The 23,637-nt window shown below is 67.8% G+C and carries 22 protein-coding genes and 1 pseudogene; 10 read left to right on the top strand and 13 right to left on the bottom strand.

Annotated elements, in window-relative coordinates; genetic code table 11:
* Nucleotides 1-3 precede the first annotated feature (3 nt).
* The 4 genes from ABIE41_RS24045 to ABIE41_RS24030 form a co-directional block, all read right to left on the bottom strand.
* Nucleotides 4-1,449 (bottom strand): FAD-dependent oxidoreductase, encoded by a 1,446-nt coding sequence (locus ABIE41_RS24045; RefSeq protein WP_192642712.1) that lies wholly within the window; start codon nucleotides 1,447-1,449, stop codon nucleotides 4-6.
* A gap of 184 nt (nucleotides 1,450-1,633) precedes the next feature.
* Entirely contained in the window at nucleotides 1,634-3,958 is a 2,325-nt protein-coding gene (locus ABIE41_RS24040; protein WP_192642711.1) for a putative bifunctional diguanylate cyclase/phosphodiesterase, read from the bottom strand.
* A 135-nt stretch (nucleotides 3,959-4,093) separates the two neighbouring features.
* Nucleotides 4,094-4,651, bottom strand: a complete 558-nt coding sequence (locus ABIE41_RS24035; protein ID WP_354193540.1) for an enoyl-CoA hydratase-related protein — start codon at nucleotides 4,649-4,651, stop codon at nucleotides 4,094-4,096.
* A gap of 532 nt (nucleotides 4,652-5,183) precedes the next feature.
* Nucleotides 5,184-5,492 carry a hypothetical protein gene (locus ABIE41_RS24030; protein ID WP_192642709.1) on the bottom strand — a complete coding sequence of 103 codons (309 nt, stop codon included), beginning with the start codon at nucleotides 5,490-5,492 and terminating at the stop codon, nucleotides 5,184-5,186.
* A gap of 76 nt (nucleotides 5,493-5,568) precedes the next feature.
* Here ABIE41_RS24030 and murA point away from each other — a divergent pair, with 76 nt between their 5' ends.
* The 7 genes from murA to ABIE41_RS23995 all read left to right on the top strand — a co-directional run bounded on the left by murA (nucleotide 5,569) and on the right by ABIE41_RS23995 (nucleotide 11,625).
* On the top strand, nucleotides 5,569-6,858 hold the full coding sequence (gene murA / locus ABIE41_RS24025; RefSeq protein WP_192642708.1) for a UDP-N-acetylglucosamine 1-carboxyvinyltransferase: 1,290 nt from the start codon (nucleotides 5,569-5,571) through the stop codon (nucleotides 6,856-6,858).
* 32 nt (nucleotides 6,859-6,890) lie between these two features.
* On the top strand, nucleotides 6,891-7,337 hold the full coding sequence (locus tag ABIE41_RS24020) for a DUF2948 family protein (protein WP_192642707.1): 447 nt from the start codon (nucleotides 6,891-6,893) through the stop codon (nucleotides 7,335-7,337).
* Between the two features lie 60 nt (nucleotides 7,338-7,397).
* Nucleotides 7,398-8,690 (top strand): histidinol dehydrogenase, encoded by a 1,293-nt coding sequence (hisD, locus tag ABIE41_RS24015; RefSeq protein ID WP_192642706.1) that lies wholly within the window; start codon nucleotides 7,398-7,400, stop codon nucleotides 8,688-8,690.
* Between the two features lie 48 nt (nucleotides 8,691-8,738).
* Nucleotides 8,739-9,227, top strand: a complete 489-nt coding sequence (locus tag ABIE41_RS24010; protein ID WP_192642705.1) for a UPF0262 family protein — start codon at nucleotides 8,739-8,741, stop codon at nucleotides 9,225-9,227.
* Nucleotides 9,228-9,272: 45 nt separating this feature from the next.
* Complete coding sequence (locus ABIE41_RS24005; RefSeq protein ID WP_192642704.1) at nucleotides 9,273-9,677, top strand: arsenate reductase/protein-tyrosine-phosphatase family protein; 405 nt, start codon at nucleotides 9,273-9,275, stop codon at nucleotides 9,675-9,677.
* A gap of 191 nt (nucleotides 9,678-9,868) precedes the next feature.
* Entirely contained in the window at nucleotides 9,869-10,168 is a 300-nt protein-coding gene (locus ABIE41_RS24000) for a hypothetical protein (RefSeq protein WP_192642703.1), read from the top strand.
* Nucleotides 10,168-11,625, top strand: coding sequence for a methyl-accepting chemotaxis protein (locus ABIE41_RS23995; RefSeq protein ID WP_210320855.1), 1,458 nt, complete (start codon nucleotides 10,168-10,170; stop codon nucleotides 11,623-11,625). Before ABIE41_RS24000 ends, ABIE41_RS23995 begins: the two co-directional genes overlap by 1 nt.
* A gap of 3 nt (nucleotides 11,626-11,628) precedes the next feature.
* Here the strand turns inward: ABIE41_RS23995 and ABIE41_RS23990 are convergent, their stop codons facing one another.
* The 8 genes and pseudogenes from ABIE41_RS23990 to ABIE41_RS23955 all read right to left on the bottom strand — a co-directional run bounded on the left by ABIE41_RS23990 (nucleotide 11,629) and on the right by ABIE41_RS23955 (nucleotide 20,160).
* The gene (locus tag ABIE41_RS23990) at nucleotides 11,629-12,846 is read right to left on the bottom strand and encodes a phosphopentomutase (protein WP_192642702.1); all 1,218 of its coding nucleotides are present in this window, start codon (nucleotides 12,844-12,846) and stop codon (nucleotides 11,629-11,631) included.
* A 2-nt stretch (nucleotides 12,847-12,848) separates the two neighbouring features.
* A complete protein-coding gene (locus ABIE41_RS23985) occupies nucleotides 12,849-14,480 on the bottom strand; it encodes an ABC transporter ATP-binding protein (protein ID WP_192642701.1) in 1,632 nt (543 codons plus the stop codon).
* 84 nt (nucleotides 14,481-14,564) lie between these two features.
* A complete protein-coding gene (locus ABIE41_RS23980; protein WP_192642700.1) occupies nucleotides 14,565-14,996 on the bottom strand; it encodes a hypothetical protein in 432 nt (143 codons plus the stop codon).
* Between the two features lie 8 nt (nucleotides 14,997-15,004).
* Nucleotides 15,005-15,241 (bottom strand): hypothetical protein, encoded by a 237-nt coding sequence (locus ABIE41_RS23975; protein WP_192642699.1) that lies wholly within the window; start codon nucleotides 15,239-15,241, stop codon nucleotides 15,005-15,007.
* A 36-nt stretch (nucleotides 15,242-15,277) separates the two neighbouring features.
* Nucleotides 15,278-16,453, bottom strand: a complete 1,176-nt coding sequence (locus ABIE41_RS23970; RefSeq protein ID WP_192642698.1) for an ABC transporter permease — start codon at nucleotides 16,451-16,453, stop codon at nucleotides 15,278-15,280.
* A 1-nt stretch (nucleotide 16,454) separates the two neighbouring features.
* Nucleotides 16,455-17,552, bottom strand: coding sequence for a microcin C ABC transporter permease YejB (locus ABIE41_RS23965; protein ID WP_192642697.1), 1,098 nt, complete (start codon nucleotides 17,550-17,552; stop codon nucleotides 16,455-16,457).
* 6 nt (nucleotides 17,553-17,558) lie between these two features.
* A pseudogene (locus tag ABIE41_RS23960) lies at nucleotides 17,559-19,428 on the bottom strand (extracellular solute-binding protein).
* A 192-nt stretch (nucleotides 19,429-19,620) separates the two neighbouring features.
* Nucleotides 19,621-20,160, bottom strand: coding sequence for a c-type cytochrome (locus ABIE41_RS23955; RefSeq protein WP_192642695.1), 540 nt, complete (start codon nucleotides 20,158-20,160; stop codon nucleotides 19,621-19,623).
* Nucleotides 20,161-20,362: 202 nt separating this feature from the next.
* Here ABIE41_RS23955 and ABIE41_RS23950 point away from each other — a divergent pair, with 202 nt between their 5' ends.
* From ABIE41_RS23950 to ABIE41_RS23940, 3 genes are read left to right on the top strand one after another with little or no spacing between them, the layout of a single operon-like run.
* On the top strand, nucleotides 20,363-21,100 hold the full coding sequence (locus tag ABIE41_RS23950) for a 3-deoxy-manno-octulosonate cytidylyltransferase (protein ID WP_192642694.1): 738 nt from the start codon (nucleotides 20,363-20,365) through the stop codon (nucleotides 21,098-21,100).
* A gap of 18 nt (nucleotides 21,101-21,118) precedes the next feature.
* On the top strand, nucleotides 21,119-21,973 hold the full coding sequence (locus ABIE41_RS23945; RefSeq protein ID WP_192642693.1) for a prephenate dehydratase: 855 nt from the start codon (nucleotides 21,119-21,121) through the stop codon (nucleotides 21,971-21,973).
* A 13-nt stretch (nucleotides 21,974-21,986) separates the two neighbouring features.
* Nucleotides 21,987-22,664 carry a VOC family protein gene (locus ABIE41_RS23940; RefSeq protein ID WP_354193308.1) on the top strand — a complete coding sequence of 226 codons (678 nt, stop codon included), beginning with the start codon at nucleotides 21,987-21,989 and terminating at the stop codon, nucleotides 22,662-22,664.
* Here ABIE41_RS23940 and nudC read toward each other — a convergent pair.
* Nucleotides 22,661-23,617, bottom strand: coding sequence for an NAD(+) diphosphatase (gene nudC / locus ABIE41_RS23935; protein WP_192642692.1), 957 nt, complete (start codon nucleotides 23,615-23,617; stop codon nucleotides 22,661-22,663). The two genes, ABIE41_RS23940 and nudC, sit on opposite strands and share 4 nt — an antisense overlap.
* Between the last annotated feature and the right edge of the window lie 20 nt (nucleotides 23,618-23,637).

Genomic DNA, 23,637 nt, shown 5'->3' with positions numbered 1-23,637 from the left:
ATCCTAGCCCAGCCGACGCAGCCAGCCGATGAGGCGACGCAGCCCGGGCTTGGTGGCGAGCGGGGTGAGGAAGGAGGTCGCCGCGCGCTTCGACACCTCCGCCAGGGAAGGCTGCGGCATCGGCAGCGCGGCCATGTCCTGCACGGTCCGCCCGGCCGCAAGCGCCAGCCCCCAGCTCGCGATCAACTCGCCCGCCTGCGGCCCCACCACGGTCGCCCCGAGGAGCTTGCCCTTGGCGTCGGTCAGGATCTTCACGAAGCCTTCCGTCGTCCGGTCGGCCTGGGCGGCGTCGCTCTCCGCATAGGGCCACCGCAGGACCCGGATCTCGCCCTGCCGCTGCGCCTCCGCCTCGCTCAGCCCGACATGGGCGATGGGCGGCTGGGTCGCCGTGACGCGCGGGATCGCCGCCGGGTCGAAGCGGCCGCCCTGCCGGAACAGCGCATTGCGCAGCACGAGCCGCGCCTGCTCCTCAGCTGCGGTCGGCCCACCCGCCGCGCCGGCCGCGCAGTCGCCAATCGCATAGACGCGGCGGTTTGTGCTCCGCAGCCCGCGATCGACGCGGATGCCCGTGGGGCCTGAAGCAATGCCGGCGAGTTCGAGATCGAGCTTCTCGATCGCGGGGAGGTGCGGGCCGGCGATCAGGACCTGCCCCGCGTCGATGACCGTCTCCGATTCCTGGCTGTCGCCGTCCAGCACCAGGCGCAAGCCCCCTTTGGCGGCCTCCGCGCGCCGGATCGCTCGGTTCTCATGGAGGCCGACGCCCTCGCGCAGCAGCGTGCGCCGCAGGATCGCGACCGCCTCGGGGTCCTCGCCGGGCAACAGGCTTGCCGGCTCGACCAGGGCGACGCGGCTGCCCAGCCGCGCCAGCGCCTGCGCGATGGCTGCAGCCGCCGGGCTGCCGCCGATGACGATCAGGCTCTCCGGCCTGCGCGTGAGGCTGGCGAGGCTCGCCTCTGTCAGCACCGGGAGGTCGGCGAGGCCGGGAATGTCGGGCGTGATGGCCCGTGCGCCGGTGGCGACGACGAAGCGCCGCGCCCGGATCGTCTGATCGCCGACGGCGACCGTGCTGCGGCTGACGAAGCGGGCCTCGCCGGAGATCACGGTGGCCCCCAGCGCGGTCAGGCGCTCGGCCGAGACGTTCGGCTGGCGGGCCGCGAGGACGCGCTGCACATGGTCATGCAGGGCGGCGTCGCGGATGTCGGGCTCAGCCACAACGATGCCGAAGCGTCCGGCGTCGCGGATGGCCTGGGCGCGCGCGCCCGCACTGGCGAGCGCGGCGATGGCGCTGCTGCCGGTCTCTCCACCCATCCGGTCGCGCTCGACCAGCACGACGGGCACGCCGAAGGCGGCCGCGGCGGTGGCGACCGCCAGCCCGGCCGTGCCGGCGCCGATGACGCAGAGGTCCGGCGTCAGCGGCGCCGGCGGGGTGGGGGAGGCGGTCCCGCTCAAGCGGCCGCCTGCCTGTCGAGGGGCGCAAATGAGCCGTCTTCAGTTCGGATCATGCTGTCTCCCGATGTCCGGAGCGATTCCACCTCTCGCTGATGCGGTGTCGGTGGAGCGGAATCAAGACCGCAACGGCGGCATCCGCCGTTTCGCGCCCCGTCCGCGCCGAAACGCCACGGGGCAGGGCGGCTTAGGCGACGTTGCGGCTCTTCTCGGCGAAGCTCGCCATCGGCGCCGGCTTGCCGAAGAAATAGCCCTGCGCCCGCTGCGCGCCGAGCAGTTGCACGGCGATGCGCTGCTGCTCCGTCTCCACCCCTTCGACAACGACATTCATGGAGAGGCGCCGCGCCAGCTGGCAGACGGCCTCGATGATCGCCTTGGAAGCCTCGCTCGAATGAACGGTGCGGGTGAAGCTCTGGTCGATTTTCACCTGGGCGAAGGGATAGGTCGAGAGATAGCCGAGCGAGGAATAGCCCGTGCCGAAATCGTCGAGGGCGAAGGTCACGCCCAGCATCCGCAGCTCGTCGATGACGCCCAGCGTCGTCTTGTTGTCCTCGATCAGCAGCGATTCCGTGACCTCGAGCGTCAGGCGCTGCGAGCTGAGATTGGACGCGATCAGGGCATTCTTGACCGTCTCGACGATCCGCCGCGGCTCGCGGAACTGCAGCGGCGAGATGTTGACCGAGACACCGACATGCTTCTCCCAGGACGCGGCATCCTTGCAGGCCTGCCGGATCGCCCAGTCGCCGATGGTCGCGATCAGGCCCGACTGCTCGGCCACCGGGATGAACTGACCGGCGGGCACCATGCCGCGTGTGGGGTGGCGCCAGCGCATCAGCGCCTCGCGCGAGACCACTTCGCCGGTGCGCAGGTCGATGATCGGCTGGTAGTAGAGTTCGAGCGAGCCGTCCTCGCAGGCCTTTCGCAGATCGACCTCGAGCTCGTGGCGCTCGGTCATCTCCTCGGCCATCGTCGGGTCGAAGAACATGAGCGTGTTGCGGCCGGCGGCCTTGGCCTTGTAGAGCGCGGTGTCGGCGTGACGCAGCAGATCCGCAGGCGACGCGCCGTCGGCGGGCGCCATCGCGATGCCGATGCTGGCGGTGACATAGACGGTCTTGTTGTCCAGCCGGAAAGCCTTGGTCATGGCGTCGATCATACGCTGGGCTATCGCGGTGACGACGAGGTGGTTGGCGGCGGGCAGGATCAGCAGGAACTCGTCGCCGCCGAAGCGGGCCAGGAGATCGCTGCCGCGGATCGCGCCGCGCAGCCGCTCCGCCGTCTCGACCAGCACGCGGTCGCCGATGTCGTGGCCGAGGCTGTCATTGACCTGCTTGAAGCCGTCGAGATCGACATAGAGAAGCGCGAAGGGCTCGCCCGTGCGGTCGAGCCGCGCGAAGGCCTCCGAGATGTTGCTGTTGTACTCGAAGCGGTTGGCCAGCCCGGTGAGCTCGTCGAAGCGGGCCATCTGCTCGATGCGGGCCTCGGTCGCCTTGCGCTCGGTCGCGTCCTCGGTCGACATCAGCACGCCGCCCTCGGCCGCGGGCGCGAAGGTCACGACGAGGACCCGCCCCGCCCGGGTCTGGATTTCGCAGCTGGTGGTCTGCTGCGTCGCCTGAACCTCGGCCAGCGCCTCCTTGAGGTCGCGCAGATGCCCGGCGGCGACGACCTGCCGCTCGACCAGGAAGCGGGCGATCGCGGTGATCGGCGTGCCCGGCAGGGCGAGCGTCTCCGGCAGGCCGTAAAGCGCGAGATGGGGCGCGTTGCTGACGGCGAGCTTGAGGTCGCGGTCGAACATCGCGAGCCCATGGATCATGGTGTTGAGCGCAGCGTCCAGCGTCAGGTTCTGCGAGTGCAGGGCGGAGGCCAGCGCCTTGGACTGCTTGGTCGCATCGCTCAGCGCCAGCAGATTGCGGTGCAGCGAATTGGTGATGGCGATGTTGGCCGCCACATAGAGGAAGGCGAAGTAGCCGATATACTGGTAGTAGGGGTTGTGCGCCTGGATCAGGCCGAAGGCCATCGGCACGCAGAAGGTCAGCAGCTGAACGGCGACGAATTTGGGCCGGCCGGCGTTGCGCGAGACATAGCCAGAGGCGATCGCGATCGTCGACGAGACCGAGGTGATGTGGGCGGCCGGATCGTCGGTCTGTGCGAGCGCCGCATAGCAGCTGTAGCCGAGCACGGCGCTGAAGGCAGTCGCGCCGAGGAAATAGTCGCGATCCCAACGCCGCGTCTCGTCATAGCCGTCGCGCGAATGATCGGTTCGCCGGTAGGAAACGAAGGTCGCCAGCCGCAGCAGCACGATGAGTGCGACGAGGATCGTCAGGGCTTCGAAGACGACGAGGCCGGTCGAGATCCAGCACAGGAAGGGCGTCAGGATGCCGGCGACGCCGCCGGGAATGATCGAGGCGGGCGAGGAAAACAGCGAGCTGACCAGCAGCGCATAGCTGGGCTGATCGAAGTCCTCGCCGGGACGACGCAGTCTGGCGTTCCACCAATCCTTCAGCGCGCCCGCCATCTCATCCCGTCCCGCCGGTCGCTGATGCGCCTTGCTCGTGGCGCCCGCCTATATCTCCCGCTTTAAAGTTTTAGAGGCTCAGAGGTAAATGTTTGGTGTTGCAGCCGCGAAGCATTGATCGCGACGCGCCGGCGGTCAGAAGGCGAGCTGCAGGTCCGGCGTCGTCGCCGGGCGCTGATACATGCGCGCCAGCATGCGATCCTGCGTCTGCGCGATGCGCTGGAGCTTGGAGATCGCACTCGGGTTCAGCCGCAGCATGCAGTCGGTCCAGATCTGGCCGAGTTGCTCGAGTTCGGCCTGCAGGTCGCCGGCGCGGCGGTTGAAGGCAGAGAACAGCGCCGTCTTGGCCGCGTGCATCGGCAGCGAATCCTGCGCGTATTTGCGGATCCAGGCCTCGCCTGTGCCGGTCGGCACCACGGCCTCGAGCCCGCCCGCCTCCATGAAGGCCTGCGCGCTCATCTCCTCGCCCGACATCAGCATGCGCTCGGCGGCGCGCGCCCCCATCCGGCGCGAGAGGATCGCGACGGCGGTGATCGGGAAGTGGTTGAACTTGATTTCCGGGTAGACGAACGACGCCTGCTCCTCCGCGATCATCACGTTGCAGGAGCGCGGCGCGTCGATTCCGCCACCGATCGCCTTGGCGTGGATCGTCGAGAGCGTCACCACGAGGCCGTTCAGCCCGCTCGCATTCATCACCGCCCCGGCGGCCGAGAGACGGGCGTATTCGGCCAGGGCCGCACGGTCGTTCTTGGCCAGGCAGTCCAGACAGATAGAAGTCGAGATCGCCGCCGAGCGTGAAGAACGGACCCGTGCCGCGGAACGCCAGGAACCGCACCGGCGCGCGGTGATACTGTTCCGGAGCGCCCCACAGCGCCATGATCGCGCTCTGGATTTTCACCAGGCTGTCGAGCAGCTGCAGCGTGAAGACCGGCTTCAACTCGGGCCGGATCGTGACCCAGAGCGTCTTGATCTCGGGTTCGTAGGAGAGCTGCGTCTCGGGAAGGAAGCCCGCCCGATGACGGATCGCATCGATGACCTCGCAGCTGTCGAGAACAGCTGTGGGCGTGGCATTCATGACCGAAGCAATCGACTGGAACATGCTGTTGATCCCGTACCGCCTTCGAGGAGCGCCATGCGGCCAAGCTACGCGAAGTTAACAAACTGTAAATGAAAACCCGGGCAGATGGTTAATCTTGTTAACCAATATTACCTAACGTCAGGGCGTCTACTGTTCGAATTGTATCGGAATGGCACGCCTGCGGATCGATGTCTTGGCGTTGGCAAGCCGCGTGCCGCGCCGCCGCGGCGCTTGTCGAAACAAGGCGATGCGGCTAACGATGCGCCGCGATTTCGCCGCGATGCGAGCGTTGAACCCGGTTGCCGAGTCGTTGCCGTGAACCGCCAGACATCCGCAGAAGACGAGAAGCGGGCGCGCCTTGCCGCCGCCCTTCGGGAGAACCTGAAGCGCCGCAAGGCCCAGGCCCGAGCCCGTCGAGCGGAAGGGGCGGCCGTAGAGGCCGACGAAGCGCCGCAAACCCAGGCCGATCCAGACCGGTCCTGATACCGAATTCCTCGCCTCCGGCGCCTGCCGGGGCTCACAGGACCTGACGATGGACAAGATCCGCATCACCGGCGGTCAGCGCCTCGACGGCGCCATTCCGATCTCCGGCGCCAAGAACGCCGCCCTGCCGCTGATGATCGCGAGCCTGCTCACCGACGAGACGCTGACGCTCGCCAATGTGCCGCGCCTCTCCGACGTCAGCGCGCTGTCGCGCATCCTCTCCAATCACGGCGTCGATCGCTCGATCGCGGGCAAGCGTATCGGTCAGTCGGCTGAGACGGGCCAGACCATCGCGCTGACCGCAAGGCAGATCGTCGACACCTGCGCGCCCTACGAACTCGTCTCGACGATGCGCGCGAGCTTCTGGGTCATCGCGCCGATCCTGGCCCGCATGGGCGAGGCGAAGGTGTCCCTGCCCGGCGGCTGCGCCATCGGCACGCGCCCGGTCGATCTGCTGCTGATGGCGCTGGAGCGGCTGGGTGCCGAGATCGAGATCGAGAACGGCTATGCCATCGCCCGCGCCCCGCGCGGCCTGCGGGGCGCCGAGATCGTTTTCCCGAAGGTGACGGTCGGCGGCACCCATACCGCGCTCATGGCCGCGGTCCTCGCCCAGGGAACGACGGTGATCGAGAACGCCGCCCGCGAGCCTGAGATCGCCGACCTCGCCGCCTGCCTGTCGAAGATGGGGGCGAAGATCGAGGGCGCCGGCACCAGCCGGATCGTGGTCACGGGCGTCGCGCGCCTCGGCGGTGCCCATCACGCCGTCCTGCCGGACCGGATCGAGGCCGGCACCTATGCGATGGCGGTTGCCATGACGGGGGGCGACGTCCTGCTCGAGGGCGCCCGGCCCGAATTGCTGCAGTCTGCATTGGACGTGCTGGTCCAGGCGGGCGTCGACATCTCCTCGACCAATGAGGGCATCCGCGTCCGCCGCAATGGCCAGCCGCTGGAAGCGGTCGATATCGCGACCGATCCCTTCCCCGGCTTCCCGACCGATCTCCAGGCCCAGTTCATGGCGCTGATGACCCGGGCGAAGGGCACGTCGCGCATCCGCGAGACGATCTTCGAGAACCGCTTCATGCATGTGCAGGAACTGGCGCGCCTCGGCGCGAAGATCCGGCTCGAGGGCGACGCGGCCCATGTCGAAGGCGTGGCGAAGCTGACCGGCGCCCCCGTGATGGCAACTGATCTGCGTGCCTCGGTCTCGCTCGTCATCGCCGGCCTGGCTGCCGAGGGCGAGACCACCATCAACCGCGTCTACCATCTCGACCGCGGCTTCGAGGCGCTGGAAGCGAAGCTGACGCGCTGCGGGGCGCAGGTCGAGCGCCTGAGCGGTTGACGCGCGCGAGCGGCACCGCCAGAACACACGCCATGTCGGACGATGCCGCAGACCCCCTGAAGCTCATCGCGCTCGATGCCGATGACCTCGCCGTGATGTCGGCCCACCTGCAGGACGCCGTCCTGAAGGTGGCGGACATCGTCTGGCTGCCGGCCGACAAGCGCTTTGCGCTGGCCGCCCGCCGCTTCGACTGGGAGGGCGCGCCGCGCGGCCAGTACAGGCGCCGGCTGACGGCAATCCATTTCGACCGTGTCCTCGCCGTGCGCAGCACCGGCATCGACAAGCAGCTCCCCGACCGCGTGCTGAGCCTGCTGGCCATTGCCTTCAGCGGCAGCGAAGGTCCGGAGGGCGATGTCACGCTGCATTTTTCGGACGGCGCCGCGATCCGCCTCACCGTGGAATGCGTCGAGGCGCAGATGAAGGATCTCGGCCCGGTCTGGGAAGCCCTGGCCAAGCCCGAGCATCCTGACGGCCCCTGATCCGCCGCCTTTCATCCCGCCCGCGAACCACCCATCCGACCAGCACCTCCGGGGACAGCGATGCCGATCAGGCTCGACGACAGCACCGCCGATTTCGAAAGCGCGTTCCGGGACCTGCTGTCGGCCAAACGCGAGGTCTCCGAAGAGGTCGATCGCGTCGTGGCCGACATCATTGCCGAGGTCCGCGAACGCGGCGATGCGGCGGTGATCGACTACACCCATCGCTTCGACGATCTGGCACTGACGGCTGGGACGTTGCGCGTGCCGGCCGCCGAGATCGACGCCGCCGTCGCGGCCTGTTCGCCGGCGCAGATCCAGGCCCTCGAAACCGCGCGCGACCGCATCGAGGCCTATCACGCTCGCCAGAAGCCAGAGGATGCCTGGTTCACCGATGCGGCGGGCGTTGAAAGCGGCTGGCGCTGGAGCGCCGTCGAGGCTGTCGGCCTCTATGTGCCCGGCGGCACCGCGAGCTATCCCTCATCCGTGCTGATGAACGCCGTGCCGGCCAAGGTGGCGGGCGTGGACCGGGTGGTGATGGTGGCGCCGACGCCGCGGGGCGAGACGAACCCCCTCGTTCTCGCCGCGGCGCGCCTGGCCGGCGTCGACGAGATCTACCGCATCGGCGGAGCGCAGGCTGTGGCGGCCCTGGCCTATGGCACGGCGACCATCGCGCCGGTCTCCAAGATCGTCGGTCCCGGCAACGCCTATGTCGCCGCCGCCAAGCGCCGGGTCTTCGGCCAGGTCGGCATCGACATGATCGCCGGCCCGTCCGAGGTGCTGATCGTCGCCGACGGCACCGCCAATCCGGACTGGATCGCGGCCGATCTCCTGGCCCAGGCCGAACACGACGTCTCGGCCCAGTCGATCCTGATGACGGACGATGCGGCCCTGGCGGAGCAGGTCGAGCAGGCCGTGGAGGCGCAGCTGCGCACGCTGCCGCGGGCGGCCATCGCGGGCAGGAGCTGGGCGGATTTCGGTGCGATCCTGCTCGTCGCCGATCTGGAGGCGGCCGTGCCGCTGATCGACCGGATGGCTCCCGAGCATCTCGAGATCATGACGGCAGAGCCGGAGCGCCTGTCCGGGCTGATCCGCAACGCCGGCGCCATCTTCCTCGGCGGCCATACACCCGAGGCCATCGGCGACTATGTCGGCGGACCCAACCATGTGCTGCCAACAGCCCGCTCCGCCCGCTTCTCCTCTGGGCTCGGCGTGCTCGACTTCATGAAGCGGACATCGCTGCTGAAATGCGGCCCCGATTCCCTGCGCGCGCTCGCGCCGGCGGCCACCGCGCTCGCGGAGGCGGAGGGCTTGCACGCGCATGGACGTTCCGTGACGATCAGGCTGAATCTCTGAGCGCGCGCCTCGGAGCGGCAGACCGCCATGGCGGAACCGGAGGGACCGATGCCCCAGGCCGAGACACCCGCGAAGCAGTGCCTCGTCGGCGTGACGCTGGATCCTTCGTCGCTGGGGGGCGGCTCGGCCGATCAGGAGCATGAGCGGGCCGTCGCGATCTACGACCTGATCGAGCGCAACCGCTTCGTTCTCCCCGGCCATGAGGGCGGGCCCTATCTCGCCCATCTCGCCATGGTCGAGCGCAGGCTCGTCTTCGAGATCCGGGAGGCGGATGGCGCGCCCGTGATCACGCATCATCTCTCGCTCACGCCCTTTCGCAGCATCGTCAAGGATTATGCGATGGTCTGCGAGAGCTATTACGCCGCCATCCGTACTGCCACACCCTCGCAGATCGAGGCCATCGACATGGGCCGGCGCGGCCTGCACGACGAAGCCGCCGGCATCCTCGTCGAGCGCCTCGCGGGCAAGGTCGAGATCGACTTCGACACCGCGAGGAGGCTCTTCACCCTGATCTACGCGCTGCACTGGAAGGGCTGAGGCTTGGAGCCCCCCGCATCGCGAAAGGTTCAGAGCGTGCTCTTCATGTGCGCGCACAACGCAGTTCGCTCACCGATGGCGGAGGCGATGGCCAAGCATTTCTTCGGCAAATCGGTCTATGTCCAGTCAGCCGGCGCGCGCCGGGGCGAGGTCGATGCCTTTGCTCTCGCCGCCCTCGACGAGATCGGCATCGACGCCCACAAGCACAAGCCGAAATCGATCGAGGAACTGGAGGAGTGGGAGGGTCTCAACTTCGACCTCATCGTCTCGCTCTCGCCCGAGGCGCATCACCGCGCCCTCGATCTGACCCGCACCGTTGCCGCCGAGGTCGAGTACTGGCCCACGGTCGATCCGACCGCCGTCCAGGGCTCACGGGACCAGGTGATGAACGCCTATCGCGAGGTTCGCGACGGGCTGATGCGCCGCATCAAGGACCGTCTCGCGCGCTGAGTCCCGGATGGGTCGGCGCCCCGCGGCGAGCCCCCTGGCGTAAGCGATCCCTTAACCTGAATCTGCGCTGATATCGGGGTCTGCTGGGGGGGCCTGCGGACAGTCGTCCAGCGTTCGGGTTCTTCATGCATTCGACTGCGTTATCGCGCCCCCGTCTGTCGCGCGCTCTGTCCGGCCGCGACCGTATCGCATTGATGCTCGTCGCCCTCGCTAGCCCACTGGCGATCATAGCGGCGCTCCCGCAGGCGGCGCCCGACACGCGAACACCGGTCGCGATCCTCTTTCCGCCCTGGACAACGGGTCAGGACGCGCTCGCGCACTCTCTGGCGGCCGGGCATCGCGTCCTGCGGCCGGGCCGCGCGCCCTATGTCGTCGTCGTCGCTCCGCCGGACGAGGGCACCGTGAGCCGCCCACGCGGCGCGCTGCTGCTGGTAGCGCTGGCCGGTCTGGCCGGCTGTCTCGACGCTCCCGCCGACGATCGGTCCGCGTGATGAGCTGGACGCTCGATTTTGTTCGCCGTCGCGTGGCCTGCGTGCTGCTCGGGCTTGCCTTCCTGCATGTGCCGCTGCTGCTGCTGATTGAGCTCATGCTCGGGCGCTCGGCCTGGCTGCCGACCGCACTGGCCTTCGCCATGGCCGCGGCGGCGCTGCTGCTCTATGCCGGCCGCGGCGCCGCCATCGTCACGCAACTCGCGCTCGCGATCGTGCTGATCGCGCAGGTCTCGCTCATGGTGGCGAGCCTGGCCGGGCATCCCTGGCAGCCCGACATGCACATGTACTATTTCGCCGTGCTGGCGCTGCTGGCGGGCTTCTGCGACTGGCGCCCGATCGTGCTCGGGGCGGCGCTGACGGCCGTCCATCATCTGATCCTGCAATATCTGCTTCCCGCGGCCGTCTTCTACCAGGGCGGCAGCCTGATGCGGGTGTTGCTGCATGCCGCCATCGTCGTCATCGAAACCTCCTTCCTCACCATGGTCGCGGTGATGATGGAGCGCATGTTCGCGATGAACGAGGACAGCCTCGCCAAGGCCCGCGACAATGCCGAGCGCGAGCGGCTGGCGGCGGAGCGGGAGAAGCAGCTGGGCGAGGAGATCGCGCGACGCTCCGAGCTGCTGCGCCAGACCGTCGCGGTCTTCCGAGCGCGGATGGAGGAGGAAATGGCGGTGCTCGACGGCGCCGCGGGCGTGATGCAGGGAGAGGCCGTGGCGCTCACCACGACCTCGGATGAGGCCCGCAGCCACACGGTCGTGGTGTCCGACGCGACCTCTGAAACGCTGCTCAGCATCGATCACCTTTCCGCCGCCAGCGACGAGCTTGCCATGTCGATCGGCGAGATCGGCCGCAGCGTGGCCCATGCCGCGCATGGCACGGCGACGGCCGCCGAACTGGCCCGCAGGGCGAGCAGCGAGATCGAGGTGCTGGCCCGCAACAGCGAGAATGTCGGGGCGGTGGTCGAGCTGATCCGCAGCATCGCGGCGCAGACCAGCCTTCTCGCGCTGAACGCGACGATCGAGGCGGCGCGGGCCGGCGAAATGGGGCGTGGCTTTGCCGTGGTTGCCGGCGAGGTGAAGACCCTCTCGGCCCAGACCGCCAAGGCCACCGATGAGGTCTCGGCGCAGATCGGCGCGATGCAGGACGCCTCGCAGCGCTCGCTCAAGGCGATCCGCGACATTGTGACGGCCATCGGCGACGTCGAGCGCGTGGCGGAGGCGATCTCGGTGTCCGTGCAGCAGCAGGGGCAGGCGACCGGCGAGATCGCGCATCAGGTCAGGATGTCCTTCGAGGGCGCGAGGCGCAGCGCCGACATCGTCGGAAGCTTCGAGGCGATGACCGAGAGCGCCCATCACGCGGCGCGACAGGTCCAGGACTCCGCCGAGGCCCTCGCGACCCATACGCGGGAAATCCGGACCGAGGTGGCGGATTTCTGCGGGCGCGTGGCGGCAGCCTGAGCCCTACCAGCCGCGGCCGGGGCCAACCTGGCCGAGGCCGAGCCAGTGGCCGAGGGTCGCGGCAATGTCAGCGAAGCTCTCACGCCGGCCCAGCGGCTCGGGCGCGATGCCCGGACCGAAGGCAAGGATCGGCACATGCTCGCGCGTGTGGTCGGTGCCCGGCCAGGTCGGGTCGTTGCCATGGTCGGCCGTCAGCACAGCCAGATCGCCGGGGCGCAGCGCCGCTTCGAGCCGCGGAATCATCGCATCGAAGGCTTCGAGCGCTGCTGCATAGCCCGGCACGTCGCGACGATGCCCGAACTCGGTGTCGAAATCGACGAGGTTCACGAAGCAGAATCCACCGTCCGGCAGGTCCGACCAGGCGGCCAGCGCGGCTTCAAACATCGCGGCGTTCCCGAAGGGCTTGATCTCCTGTCCGGTGGCGCGATGCGCGAAGATGTCGCCGATCTTCCCGACGGTGACGACGGGCCGTCCCTGCGCCGCGAGCCGGTCCAGGATGGTTTCATCTGGCGGCGGAATGGCGAAGTCCTTGCGATTGCCGGTGCGGGTGAAGCCCGTCTCTGGGCTGCCGACGAAGGGCCGCGCGATCACGCGTCCGATCCGCAGCGGATCGACCAGTCCCCGCACCGTCCGACAGAGGGCATAGAGCCGCTCCAGCCCGAAATGCTGTTCATGCGCAGCGATCTGAAGCACGGAATCGACGGAGGTGTAGCAGATGGGCTTGCCGGTCGCGATGTGCTCCACGGCGAGGTCGTCGATGATCGCCGTGCCCGAGGCATGCCGATTGCCGAGGATGCCGGGCAGGCCGCCGTCACGAATGATCGCGGCTACCAGCTCGCCGGGGAAGGAGTTCTCCAGATCGGTGAAGTAGCCCCAGGCGAAGGGCACGGGGCAGCCGGCGATCTCCCAATGGCCTGAGGGCGTGTCCTTGCCCTGGCTACGCTCGACGCCATAGCCATGGCGCCCCGCCGGCCTTGTAGGCTTGGCTGCGCCCGCCAGAGCGATCCCGGTCGAGGCCTCACAGGCATGGGCGAGCCCCAGGCGCACGAGATGGGGCAGGGCGAGCGGCCCGCTGCGAAGACCGGCGCGGTCACCGGCTCCCGCTGCGCAGGCGGCGGCGATGTGGCCGAGCGTATCGGAGCCGGCATCGCCATAGGCAGCCGCATCCTCCGCCCCGCCGCAGCCGACGGAATCGAGCACGATCAGGATGGCGCGCGCCATGCTCAATCCCTCACCGCGGCGGCGCCGGCCGGTTCGAGATTGAGCGCCGCGGCGAGCAGGGCCTGGGTATAGGCCTCGCGCGGCCGCGAGAAGATCGCCTCGGCCGGCCCCTCTTCGACGACCTTGCCGTTCTGCATCACGAGCACCCGGTGGGCCATGGCCCGGACGACCTTGAGGTCGTGGCTGATGAAGAGATAGCCCAGCTTGCGCCTCGCCTGCAGGTCGCGCAGCAGCGCGACGATCTGCACCTGAACCGACATGTCGAGCGCCGAGGTCGGCTCGTCCAGCACGACGAACTTGGGATCGAGCGCCATCGCCCGGGCGATCGCGATGCGCTGGCGCTGCCCGCCCGAGAACTCGTGCGGGTAGCGGTCCATGGCCGAGGGATCGAGGCCGACATCGCTCAGCGCCTGCGCCACCACCTCGCGGCGCTGCGCATAGCTCTGCTGCTTCGCCTGGACGGTCAGGCCCTCGGCCACGATCTCGGCCACCGACATGCGTGGCGAGAGCGATCCGTAAGGATCCTGGAAGACGACCTGCAGATCCTTGCGCTTCGGCCGGACCTGCGAAGCCGAAAGCCCGTCGATCCGGTCGCCCAGGAACAGGATCGGCCCCTCCGATGAAATCAGCCTGAGGATGGCGAGGCCGAGCGTCGTCTTGCCCGAGCCGGATTCGCCGACGACGCCCAGTGTCTCGCCTTCGCGCACGCTCACCGAGATGCCGTCGACAGCCTTCACGTGACCCGTGGTCCGGCGCAGGAAGCCGCTTTTGATCGGGAACCAGACCTTGATCGGCCCGGCCTCGACCAGCGTCGCCGCGTCATCTGCGACCGGGGCGGGGCACCCGGTCGGCTCGGCCGCGATCAGGCGCCTGGTATAGGCGTGCTGCGGGTTGCCGAAGATCTCGGCCACCGGTCCCTGCTCGATGATCTGGCCCTTCAGCATCACGCAGACCCGGTCGGCGATGCGGCGGACGATGCCGAGATCATGGGTGATGAACAGCATCGCCATGCCCAGCCGCGTCTGCAGATCCTTGAGCAGCTTCAGGATCTGCGCCTGCACGGTCACGTCGAGCGCCGTGGTCGGCTCGTCGGCGATCAGGAGGTGAGGCTCATTGGCGAGGGCCATCGCGATCATCACGCGCTGGCGCTGGCCGCCGGAAAGCTGGTGCGGATAGGCATCGAGCCGGCTTTCAGCGTCGCGAATGCCGACCAGTTCCAGCAGTTCGAGTGTGCGGGCCCGCGCGGCGTCGCCGCGCAGACCCTTGTGAAGCTCGAGGATCTCGCCGATCTGCCGCTGGATCGTGTGCAGCGGGTTGAGCGAGGTCATCGGCTCCTGGAACACCATGGTGATGTCGTTGCCGCGCACCTTGCGCATCGCGTCCTCGTCGGCGGCGATGAGGTCCTGGCCATCGAACATCACCCTCCCCGAGGGGTGGTGCGCTGCCGGATAGTTCAGCAGTTTCAGGATCGACAGCGCCGAGACCGACTTGCCCGAGCCGGACTCGCCGACAATCGCGAGCGTCTCGCCCTTGGCGAGATCGAAGGACACCCGGTCGACTGCGAGCGTCTCGCGCCCCCCCTGGCGGAAGGCGACGGAGAGATCCTGGACGGAGAGGAGGGGGGAGGGGGTCACTAACTGAGCTCGGTTCTCAATGTGTCGAGGGCCGCAACCGTCAACTGGACAAAACTGAATCTGCGGGGGGAGTGGAGCCAAGCGTCATCGCGTTCGATGCTTCTCATCAATCTGGTATCTCCCGTCACAAAATGCGTGCAGCCGAAGTGATAGGCCGTCGCAGCATGAATGGCGTCGGGCGTTTTTCAGAGATGGGTTTCGCGCGCGCATAATGGCAGCTTGAAGCAGGATGTCCCGGTGCAAGGGCCTCGTTCGGAAAAGCAAGCCATCGGGTATCAGGTTGCCCAAGTACCAGTCATGATCCGCACGTTTTGTCGGATTCTCTCGTTCTGGAGTTTGGTCCATCAGACCTTGGATTGGTTTGGCAAGGACCTCAACAAGGGATAGGTCGCTTGTAATGAACGGGGTGTCAGCGCCGGATGCCTGCGCGATCAGGTTGACCAAAGCTTGGCTTTCTGGCGTGGACTTTTCTCTCGCATCGATAAGCGCGCATGCGTCGAGATAGATGAGCCCCATCGCTGCTGTCAGCCATCCCACTCATCGCGAAGCTTGCGTACGCGCTCCACTGAATCATTGGCGGATGGTGCCAACTTACTGCGATGCTCAAGCAGTTCTGCAATGGCGGCCGCCCTCGCGGCGCGCCTCAATGGAGCGTCTTCCGTCTCGATAACGACCCGGGCCGTCTGGGCAAGCCCAAGTTCTGCCCGCAGATCCTCGGGCAGGCGCTCCACCGGATAGTGCTCCCTGACGATCCTGTTCATCGCTCGCTCCTGACGGCGACCATCATACCACAGCCTTCACGCAAACGTCTTCCGCGGGTCGAACGCATCCCGCACCGCTTCGCCGATGAAGATCAGCAGCGAGAGCATCAGCGCGATCACGACGAAGCCCGAGAGGCCGAGCCAGGGGGCCTGCAGGTTGGATTTGCCCTGCGCCAGGAGCTCTCCGAGCGAGGGCGAGCCGGGCGGCAGGCCGAAGCCGAGGAAGTCGAGCGAGGTCAGGGTCGTGATCGAGCCGTTCAGGATGAAGGGCAGGAAGGTCAGCGTCGCCACCATCGCATTGGGCAGCAGATGCTTGACCATGATGGCGCGGTTGGAGAGCCCGAGCGCCCGCGCCGCGCGGACATATTCGAAATTGCGTGCCCTCAGGAACTCGGCCCTGACCACGCCGACCAGTGCGACCCAGGAGAACAGGAGCAGGATGCCGAGCAGCACGAAGAAGCTTGGCGTGATGATCGCGGCCACGATGATCAGCAGGTAGAGCGCCGGGATCGAGGTCCAGATCTCGATCACGCGCTGGAAGATGAGGTCGGTCCAGCCACCGAAATAGCCCTGGATCGCGCCGGCCGTGATGCCGATGACCGAGGAGATCCCACACAGGATCAGCCCGAACAGGATCGAGATGCGGAAACCGTAGATCAGCCGGGCGACGACGTCGCGGCCCTGGTCGTCGGTGCCGAGCCAGTTCCACTCGATGTCGCGGCAGCCTGTCCCGCCGGTCCGCTCCGCGATGCCCTTGCACTGCTCGTCCTTGAGCATCCAGGTCGGCGGCGCCGGCGCAGGGACCGGCAGGTCGAGGTTGTGCGTGCGGTAGCTGTAGCGGATCGGCGGCCAGACCGAAAAGCCGTTGGCGCCGATCTCCTTGGCGATGACGGGGTCGCGATAGTCCGTCGTGGCGAGGAAGCCGCCGAACTTCTCTTCCGGATAGTTCACCGCGACCGGAAACAGCCACTCGCCTTTGTAGCGCACGATGAGCGGCCGGTCGTTGGCGAGGAACTCGGCGAAGAGCGACAGCACGAACAGGGTCAGGAAGATCCAGAGCGACCACCAGCCGCGCCGGTTGGCCTTGAAGTTGTTGAGCCTGCGCCGGTTGATCGGCGAGAGCTTGAGCCAGCCCTGGGCGGCTTCGGCCGGGGCCAGCGGCGCCTCGCCACGCAGGGTCGCGGGGGGCGGGGCGATCAGCGTGTCGCTCATCTCAGGTCTCCCGCGTCTCGAAATCGATGCGGGGATCGACCCAGGTATAGGTGAGGTCGGTGATGAGGTGCACGAACAGGCCGATCAGCGAGAAGATGTAGAGATTGGCGAAGACGACCGGATAGTCGCGGTTGACGATCGCCTCGAAGGAGAGAAGCCCCAGCCCGTCGAGGGAGAAGATCGTCTCGATCAGCAGCGAGCCGGCGAAGAGGGCGCCGACGAAGGCGCCGGGAAAGCCTGCGATCACGATCAGCATCGCATTGCGGAAGACATGTCCGTAGAGCACGCCACGCTCGGACAGTCCCTTCATCCGCGCGGTCAGGACGTATTGCTTGCGGATCTCGTCGAGGAAGGAGTTCTTGGTCAAAAGCGTCGAGGTCGCGAAGGCGCCGAGCGCCATTGCCGTCACCGGCAGGGCGATGTGCCAGAGATAATCGAGGATTTTGCCCGTCAGGCTGAGCTGCGCGAAATTGTCGGAGGTGAGCCCGCGCAGCGGGAAGATCTGCCAGAACGAGCCGCCCGCGAAGAGCACGATCAGCAGGATCGCGAAGAGAAAGCCCGGGATCGCATAGCCGACGATGACGACAGCGCTCGTCCAGGTGTCGAAGCGCGACCCGTCCTTCACCGCCTTGCGGATGCCGAGCGGGATCGAGATCGCATACGACAGCAGCGTCATCCACAGCCCGAGCGAGATAGAGACCGGCAGCTTCTCCTTGATCAACTGCAACACCGGCGCGTCACGGAAATAGCTGCGGCCGAAATCGAACCGCACATAGTCGCCGAGCATCTTCAGGAAGCGCTCATGCGCCGGCTTGTCGAAGCCGAACTGTTTCTCGAGCTCCTTGATGAAGGCCGGGTCGAGGCCCTGTGCGCCGCGATAGGCGGAGCCGGCGTCGCCGGCTGCCTGCGCGCCGGCATCGCCGCCTGAGCCACCACCGACGCGATCGGCCGCGCCGCCGCTATTGGGGTTCTGCAGCTGCGAGATGACCCGTTCCACCGGCCCGCCCGGAGCGAACTGCACGATCACGAAGGAGATCAGCAGGATGCCGAACAGGGTCGGCACCATCAGGGCGATGCGGCGCGCAATATAGCTCAGCATGCCGGCTTAAGCCTTCCCGATCCGCTTCGCCTTGTCGGCGTCGTACCACCAGATTCCCGGCGCGCCCGAGCCGAATTTCGGCTTGGTCTGCGGGCGGTCGAACATGTCCCAATAGGCTAGCCACTCGGTGGGATTCCACCACATCGGGATCCAGTAGCGGCCGGCGCGCAGGATGCGGTCGAGGCATTTGGCCGCGACGACGACCTCGGCATAGCTGTCGGCCTGGCCGACCGCCTCGATCATCGCGTCGATGGCCGGGTGGCTGACGCCGCCGACATTGCGCGAGCCGCGCGTCTTCGCGGCCTCCGAGCCATAGACGATGCGCAGGCTGTCGCTGGGAATGGCGCTGCCGCCGAGCGCCCGGCTGATGATGTCGAAATCGAACTCGTCGAGGCGGCGCTGATATTGCGCGCCATCGACGATCCGCGAGGTCGCGGTGATGCCGAGCCGCTTCAGATTGGCCTGGAAGGGCTGGGTATGGGGCTGCAGCGCGCCCTGCGAATCGAGGAACTCGATCTCGAAGGGCTGGCCGTTCGGCAGCTTCAGCACATTGCCGTCGCGCTTGCAGCCGGCGGCACGGAACATCTCGTCGGCGCGGCGCAGCAGGGCGCGGTCGCTGCCGGAGCCGTCCGAGACCGGCGGCAGGAAGGGCTCGCCGAAGACCTCGTCGGGAACCATTGCCGCGGAAGGGCTCGAGCAGCTTGAGTTCCGCGGGCGAAGGCAGGCCGGCTGCCTTCGAATCCGAGTTCTCGAAATAGGAGGTCATCCGGGCGAAGGACGAGAACATGATGTTCTTGTTCGTCCATTCGAAATCGAAGCACAGCCCGAGCGCCTCGCGGATGCGCGGATCGGCGAATTTCTCGCGGCGCAGGTTGAAGATCCAGCCCTGCGAGCCCGTCGGGTCGGTCTTCGGCAGGCTCTCCTTCTTGACCTTGCCCTCATGCAGGGCAGGGAAGTCGTAGCCCGTCGCCCAGATGCGGGAGGTGAACTCCTCCTGGAAGGTGATGACGCCGCTCTTGAAGGCCTCGAACGCCACCTGCCGGTCGCGGAAGTACTCCCAGCGCACCCGGTCGAAATTGTTGACGCCGATATTCACCGGCAGGTCGCGCCCCCAGTAGTCCGCCACGCGCTCGAACTCGATGAAGCGGCCCTGTTCGAAGCGTCCGACCTTGTAGGGGCCCGAGCCGAGCGGCGCCTCCAGCGTCGAGGCCTCGAAATTGCGGGTCGACCAGTATTTCTCCGAGAAGACCGGCAGCCCGGCGACGATCAGGTGCAGATCGCGGCTGCGCTTGGGCGTCAGCTGGGCGACGAAGATGTCGTCGCTCTCGGCTGTGGCGGAGGCGAGCTCGTTCAGCATCAGACGGTAGGAGGGGTGCCCCTTGCTCTTCAGCAGGTTCATGCTGAAGGCGACGTCGCGGGCGCTGACGCGGCTGCCGTCATGGAAGCGGGCCTCCGGCCGCAGCCGGAACCGGTAGGTCAGCCTGTCCGCCGAAACCGCGACGCTCTTGGCCAGCAGGCCATAGAGCGTGCCTGGCTCGTCGCCCGAGCCCGACATCAGGCTGTCGAAGCAGGAATCCATGCCGGCCGCGCCGTCGCCCTGCAGCACGAAGGTGTTGAGCGTGTTGAAGGTGTCGAAGCTCTGGTTGCCGCTGGCGCGCTTGATCTGGACGGTGAGCGTGCCGCCCTTCGGCGCCTTGGGGTTCACGTAGGGAAAATGCGGAAAATCGGCGGGGAGTCCGAGTTCGCCGAAGGTCGAGAGACCATGCGTCTCGACGCCTTGCGCGATCGCGCGTCCTCCCAGGCCCGGCAGCACCGCGCCGCCCGCGAGGAGAGCAGCCCCTTCCAGAACCCGCCGGCGCGTCATGCGGATCGTCATCGTGTCGCGTCTCCTCGTCGATGGCGGGGCGTCCGAATCGCCCGGTTTCATCTGGCCCGCCCTGTCGGCAGGCGCAACATCGCACATCATCGTGGCGGCAACACCGTGACCGGCGCAAGCGCCGGGCCGGCAAAGAAAAAGCCGGGCGGTGCGCCCGGCTTCAAAGAAGCGTGACCGTCGGTGCGCTGTCGCTCAGGGCTTGGGCAGCGGCTTGGGCGCGTCGGCGAGCGAGTTGAGATAGGCAACCATGTCGGCGCGGGTATCGGGGCGGCCGACACCGGCATAGGCCATGATCGTGCCGGGCAGATAGGCCTTCGGGTTCTTCAGGAAGCCGTCGAGCTGATCGGCCTCCCACTTCTCGCTCGACTTGCCCTTCATCGCCGCAGAATAGGCGAAGCCGTCGACCGAGCCCTTGTTGCGGGCATAGACGTCATAGAGATGCGGGCCGATCTTGTTGGCGCCGCCCTTCTCGAAGGTGTGGCAGGCCTTGCAGGCGCCGACGGCCTTTTCGCCGCGCGCCACATCGGCCTTGGCGAGGCGGACCGCGATCGGCTCGTCGGCTGCAGCGGCCGGGGCGGCAGCGGCGGCCACCGGCTCGTCGCTCGGCAGGTCGAAGCCCGGCACGGCGGGCTTCTTCGGCGCGAACACGATGCCGGCCGTCATGTTGAGGCCCATCACCACCAGCAGCGTCGCGAGAACGGCACCGGCGATCTTGTTGGTTTCGATATCCATCGTATCCGAACCCTCGGCCGCCCGTGCGCCCGGCACAGGAAGCAAGACAGCGTTGTGCGGACCCGGAAAGGGCCGACACCCGCGCGTTGCTTAACCGCTTTGCGCGCCTCATTGCAACTCGTATAAGCACGCTCCGCTTTGAGACCTTTTGACGCCTCGTGCCGCGCCTGCGCGCCGCCGCCACCGAGCCCTGCCAGCCATCATGTCGGACCCGCTGATCCTGATCCCTGCCCGCCTGAGAGCGACGCGCCTTCCCGGCAAGCCGCTGGCCGATATCCATGGTGAGCCGATGATCGTCCGCGTCTGGCGCCGCGCCGTCGCGGCGGGCATCGGCCCCGTCGCGGTCGCGACCGACTCGACCGAGATCCTCGCCGCCGTCGAGGCCGTCGGCGGCGTCGCGGTGATGACCAGCGTCGATCACCCGTCGGGCTCCGACCGGATCAAGGAGGCGGCCGATATCCTGGATCCTAACGGCCTCCACGACGTTATCGTCAACGTACAGGGCGACTTCCCGACGCTGGAGCCGGTCGCCATTGCGGCCGCGATCACGCCGCTGGCCGATCCGGCGGTGCAGATCGCCACGCTGGTGGGGCTCATCACCGATGACGAGGAGAAGACCGCGCCGAGCGTCGTCAAGATGGTCGGCAGCCCCGTGGCGCCGGGCCGGCTGCGGGCGCTCTATTTCACCCGTGCCACGGCCCCCTATGGCGAGGGGCCGCTCTACCACCATGTCGGCATCTACGCCTATCGCCGCCGCGCGCTCGACCGTTTCGTCAGCCTTCCGCAATCGACGCTCGAGAAGCGCGAGAGCCTCGAGCAACTGCGCGCGCTGGAAGACGGCATGCGCATCGACGCCATGATCATCGACCACGTCCCCCGCGGCGTCGACACGCCCCCCGACCTCGACCGCGCCCGCGCGGTCCTGAAGACCAGCGCCTGAAGTCCGAGAGCCGCATTCATGACCATCATCGTTTCCTACCAGGGCGAACCCGGCGCCTTCTCCTCCCAGGCGGCCCTGCAGGTCTTTCCCGATTGCGAGCTTCTGCCCTGCGCCACCTTCGAGGATGCGCTCGCGGCGGTCTCTGACGGCACCGCCCGCTACGGCATGATTCCGATCGAGAATTCGATCGCCGGCCGTGTCGCGGACATCCATCACCTGCTGCCGCGCTCGGGGCTGCACATCATCGGCGAGCATTTCCTGCCGATCCGCTTCCATCTGATGGCGGTGAAGGGCGCGACCCTGGCGACGTTGACGAAGGTGCAGAGCCACATCCATGCGCTCGGCCAGTGCCGCAAGATCATCCGCAAGCTCGGCCTCAAGGCCGAGGTCGCGGCCGACACCGCCGGCTCGGCCCGGCAGGTGGCGGAAGCGGCCGACATCACCCGCGCCGCGATCGCGCCGCGCATCGCGGCCGAAGTCTACGGCCTCGAGATCCTGATGGAGGACATCGAGGACGAGAAGCACAATACCACGCGTTTCGTCATTCTCTCGAAATACCCGGAGTTCACCCGCCAGGGCGCCGCGGAGACGGTGACGACGCTGATCTTCCAGGTCCGTAACCTGCCGGCCGCGCTCTACAAGGCGATGGGCGGCTTCGCCACCAACGGCATCAACATGACCAAGCTCGAGAGCTACATGGTCGACGGCCAGTTCTCGGCGACGATGTTCTATGCCGATGTCGAGGGACACCCGGACGATCCGGGCCTGCGCCGCGCGCTCGACGAACTCGCCTTCTTCTCGAAGGAGGTGAAGATCCTCGGCGTCTACCCGGCAAGCCCCCTGCGCGAGAACTTCGCGGAAGCCGCCGAGTAAGGGGGCTGCCGTTGTGGTCGAGGCCATCCCTGCGCACGCATCGAAGCGGCCTTCCCTGCATCTCGACCATCTGACGGTGATTGCGCCCTCGCTGGCCGAGGGCGTCGCCCATGTGCGGGCCTGCCTCGATCTCGACGTGCCCTTTGGCCAGCGCCACGCCTATATGGGCACGCACAACCACCTGCTGCAGCTCGGCGGCTCGGTCTATCTGGAGGTCGTCGCGCTCGATCCGGAAGGGCACGTGCCCGGGCGGCCGCGCTGGTTCGGCCTGGACGATCAGGCGGGCGTCAGGCGGGCCTGGGACGAAGGGCGCCGCCTGCGCGGCTGGGTCGCACGCACCGACGATATCGACGCCGTGCTGGCGGGGCGCGAATACATCTTCGGTCGAAAGGTCGCTCTGCCTTTCGACGATCCCACCTTTGATTTCGCAATCCCGGATAACGGCTCGCTGCCTGGCGACGGCGCCTGTCCCTCGCTCATCGACCGGCGCGGCAAGGCACGCTTCATGGCGGCGATGGCCGATCTCGGCGCGAGGCTACGGGCGATCACGCTCGAGAGCCCCGATCCCGCTGCCATCCAGCGGCTGTACGACGCATTCGCGATCGACACCCCGCCCGTTGTCGGGCCCGGGCCCGCCCTGCGCTACCGGGCGAGCATCGAGACGCCGGCGGGCATGAGGGAGCTGACCTAGGCGCGCTCGCCCTCGACCGCCCAGGCCCGCAGCAGCGTGTTGGCGATGGCGAGATGCTGCGGGCTGGTGAAGCCCTCGGGATGGGTGCCGTCCAGCATCGCCAGCGCCTCGTCGCGGGTGAACCAGCGCCCGGCCTCAAGCTCGGTCATGTCGAGCACGATCTCGTCGTTCAGCGCTTCCGCGATGCAGCCGATCATCAGCGAGGAAGGGAAGGGCCAGGGCTGCGAAGCGATGTAGCGGACGGTGCCGACGCGGAGGCCGGCTTCTTCCCAGCTCTCGCGGCGTACCGCGTCCTCGAAGGTCTCGCCGGGCTCGACGAAGCCGGCGATGCAGGAATACATCCCCGGCGCGAATCGCGCCTGGCGCGCCATCAAGCAGGTCTCGCCGCGCGTCACCAGCATGATCACGACGGGGTCGGTGCGCGGGAAATGCTGGGCGCCGCAGGCGCTGCATTCGCGCTTCCAGCCCGATGCGCCGAGATGGGTCGGTCCGCCGCACTGGGCGCAGAACCGGTGCCGCGCATGCCAGTCCAGCAGCGCCTTGGCCTGGCCGAGTGGGCCGACCTCGTCCTCGGGGACCAGGCACTTCAGTGCGACCGAGCGCAGATCGCTGACGACCAGCTCGGGCCGCGCCCGCAGCACATCTGCCTGCGCCCGGTCCAGCAGCCGTCCGAAGCGCGGGGCGCCATCAGGCGCGAGGCCGAGGAAGGCCTCCTCCAGCCCGTCGCCGAGGGACTGCGTCTCGCCATGGGTGAACCAGATCGAGAGCGCCTCGCCGTCGAGCCGCTTGAGGATCGGCGTCTCGCCCGCCACCACCGCGATGCGGGTGTCCGAGCGGTGGCGCAGCGCATTCACAGCGTCGGGGTTATTGCGCAGGTCCTCGCGGCGGTCGAGCGTGTTGACGGCAAAGCCGGTGAGGGCCGAGCGTTCGCGGGGACGAGAGGCGTCGTTCATGACCTCCGTCCTAAACCCGG

The sequence above is a fragment of the Bosea sp. OAE506 genome, assembly GCF_040546595.1.
Taxonomy (GTDB): domain Bacteria; phylum Pseudomonadota; class Alphaproteobacteria; order Rhizobiales; family Beijerinckiaceae; genus Allobosea.
The sequence above is the reverse complement of the archived record's forward strand: the minus strand, read 5'-3'. Positions and strand labels throughout refer to the sequence as shown.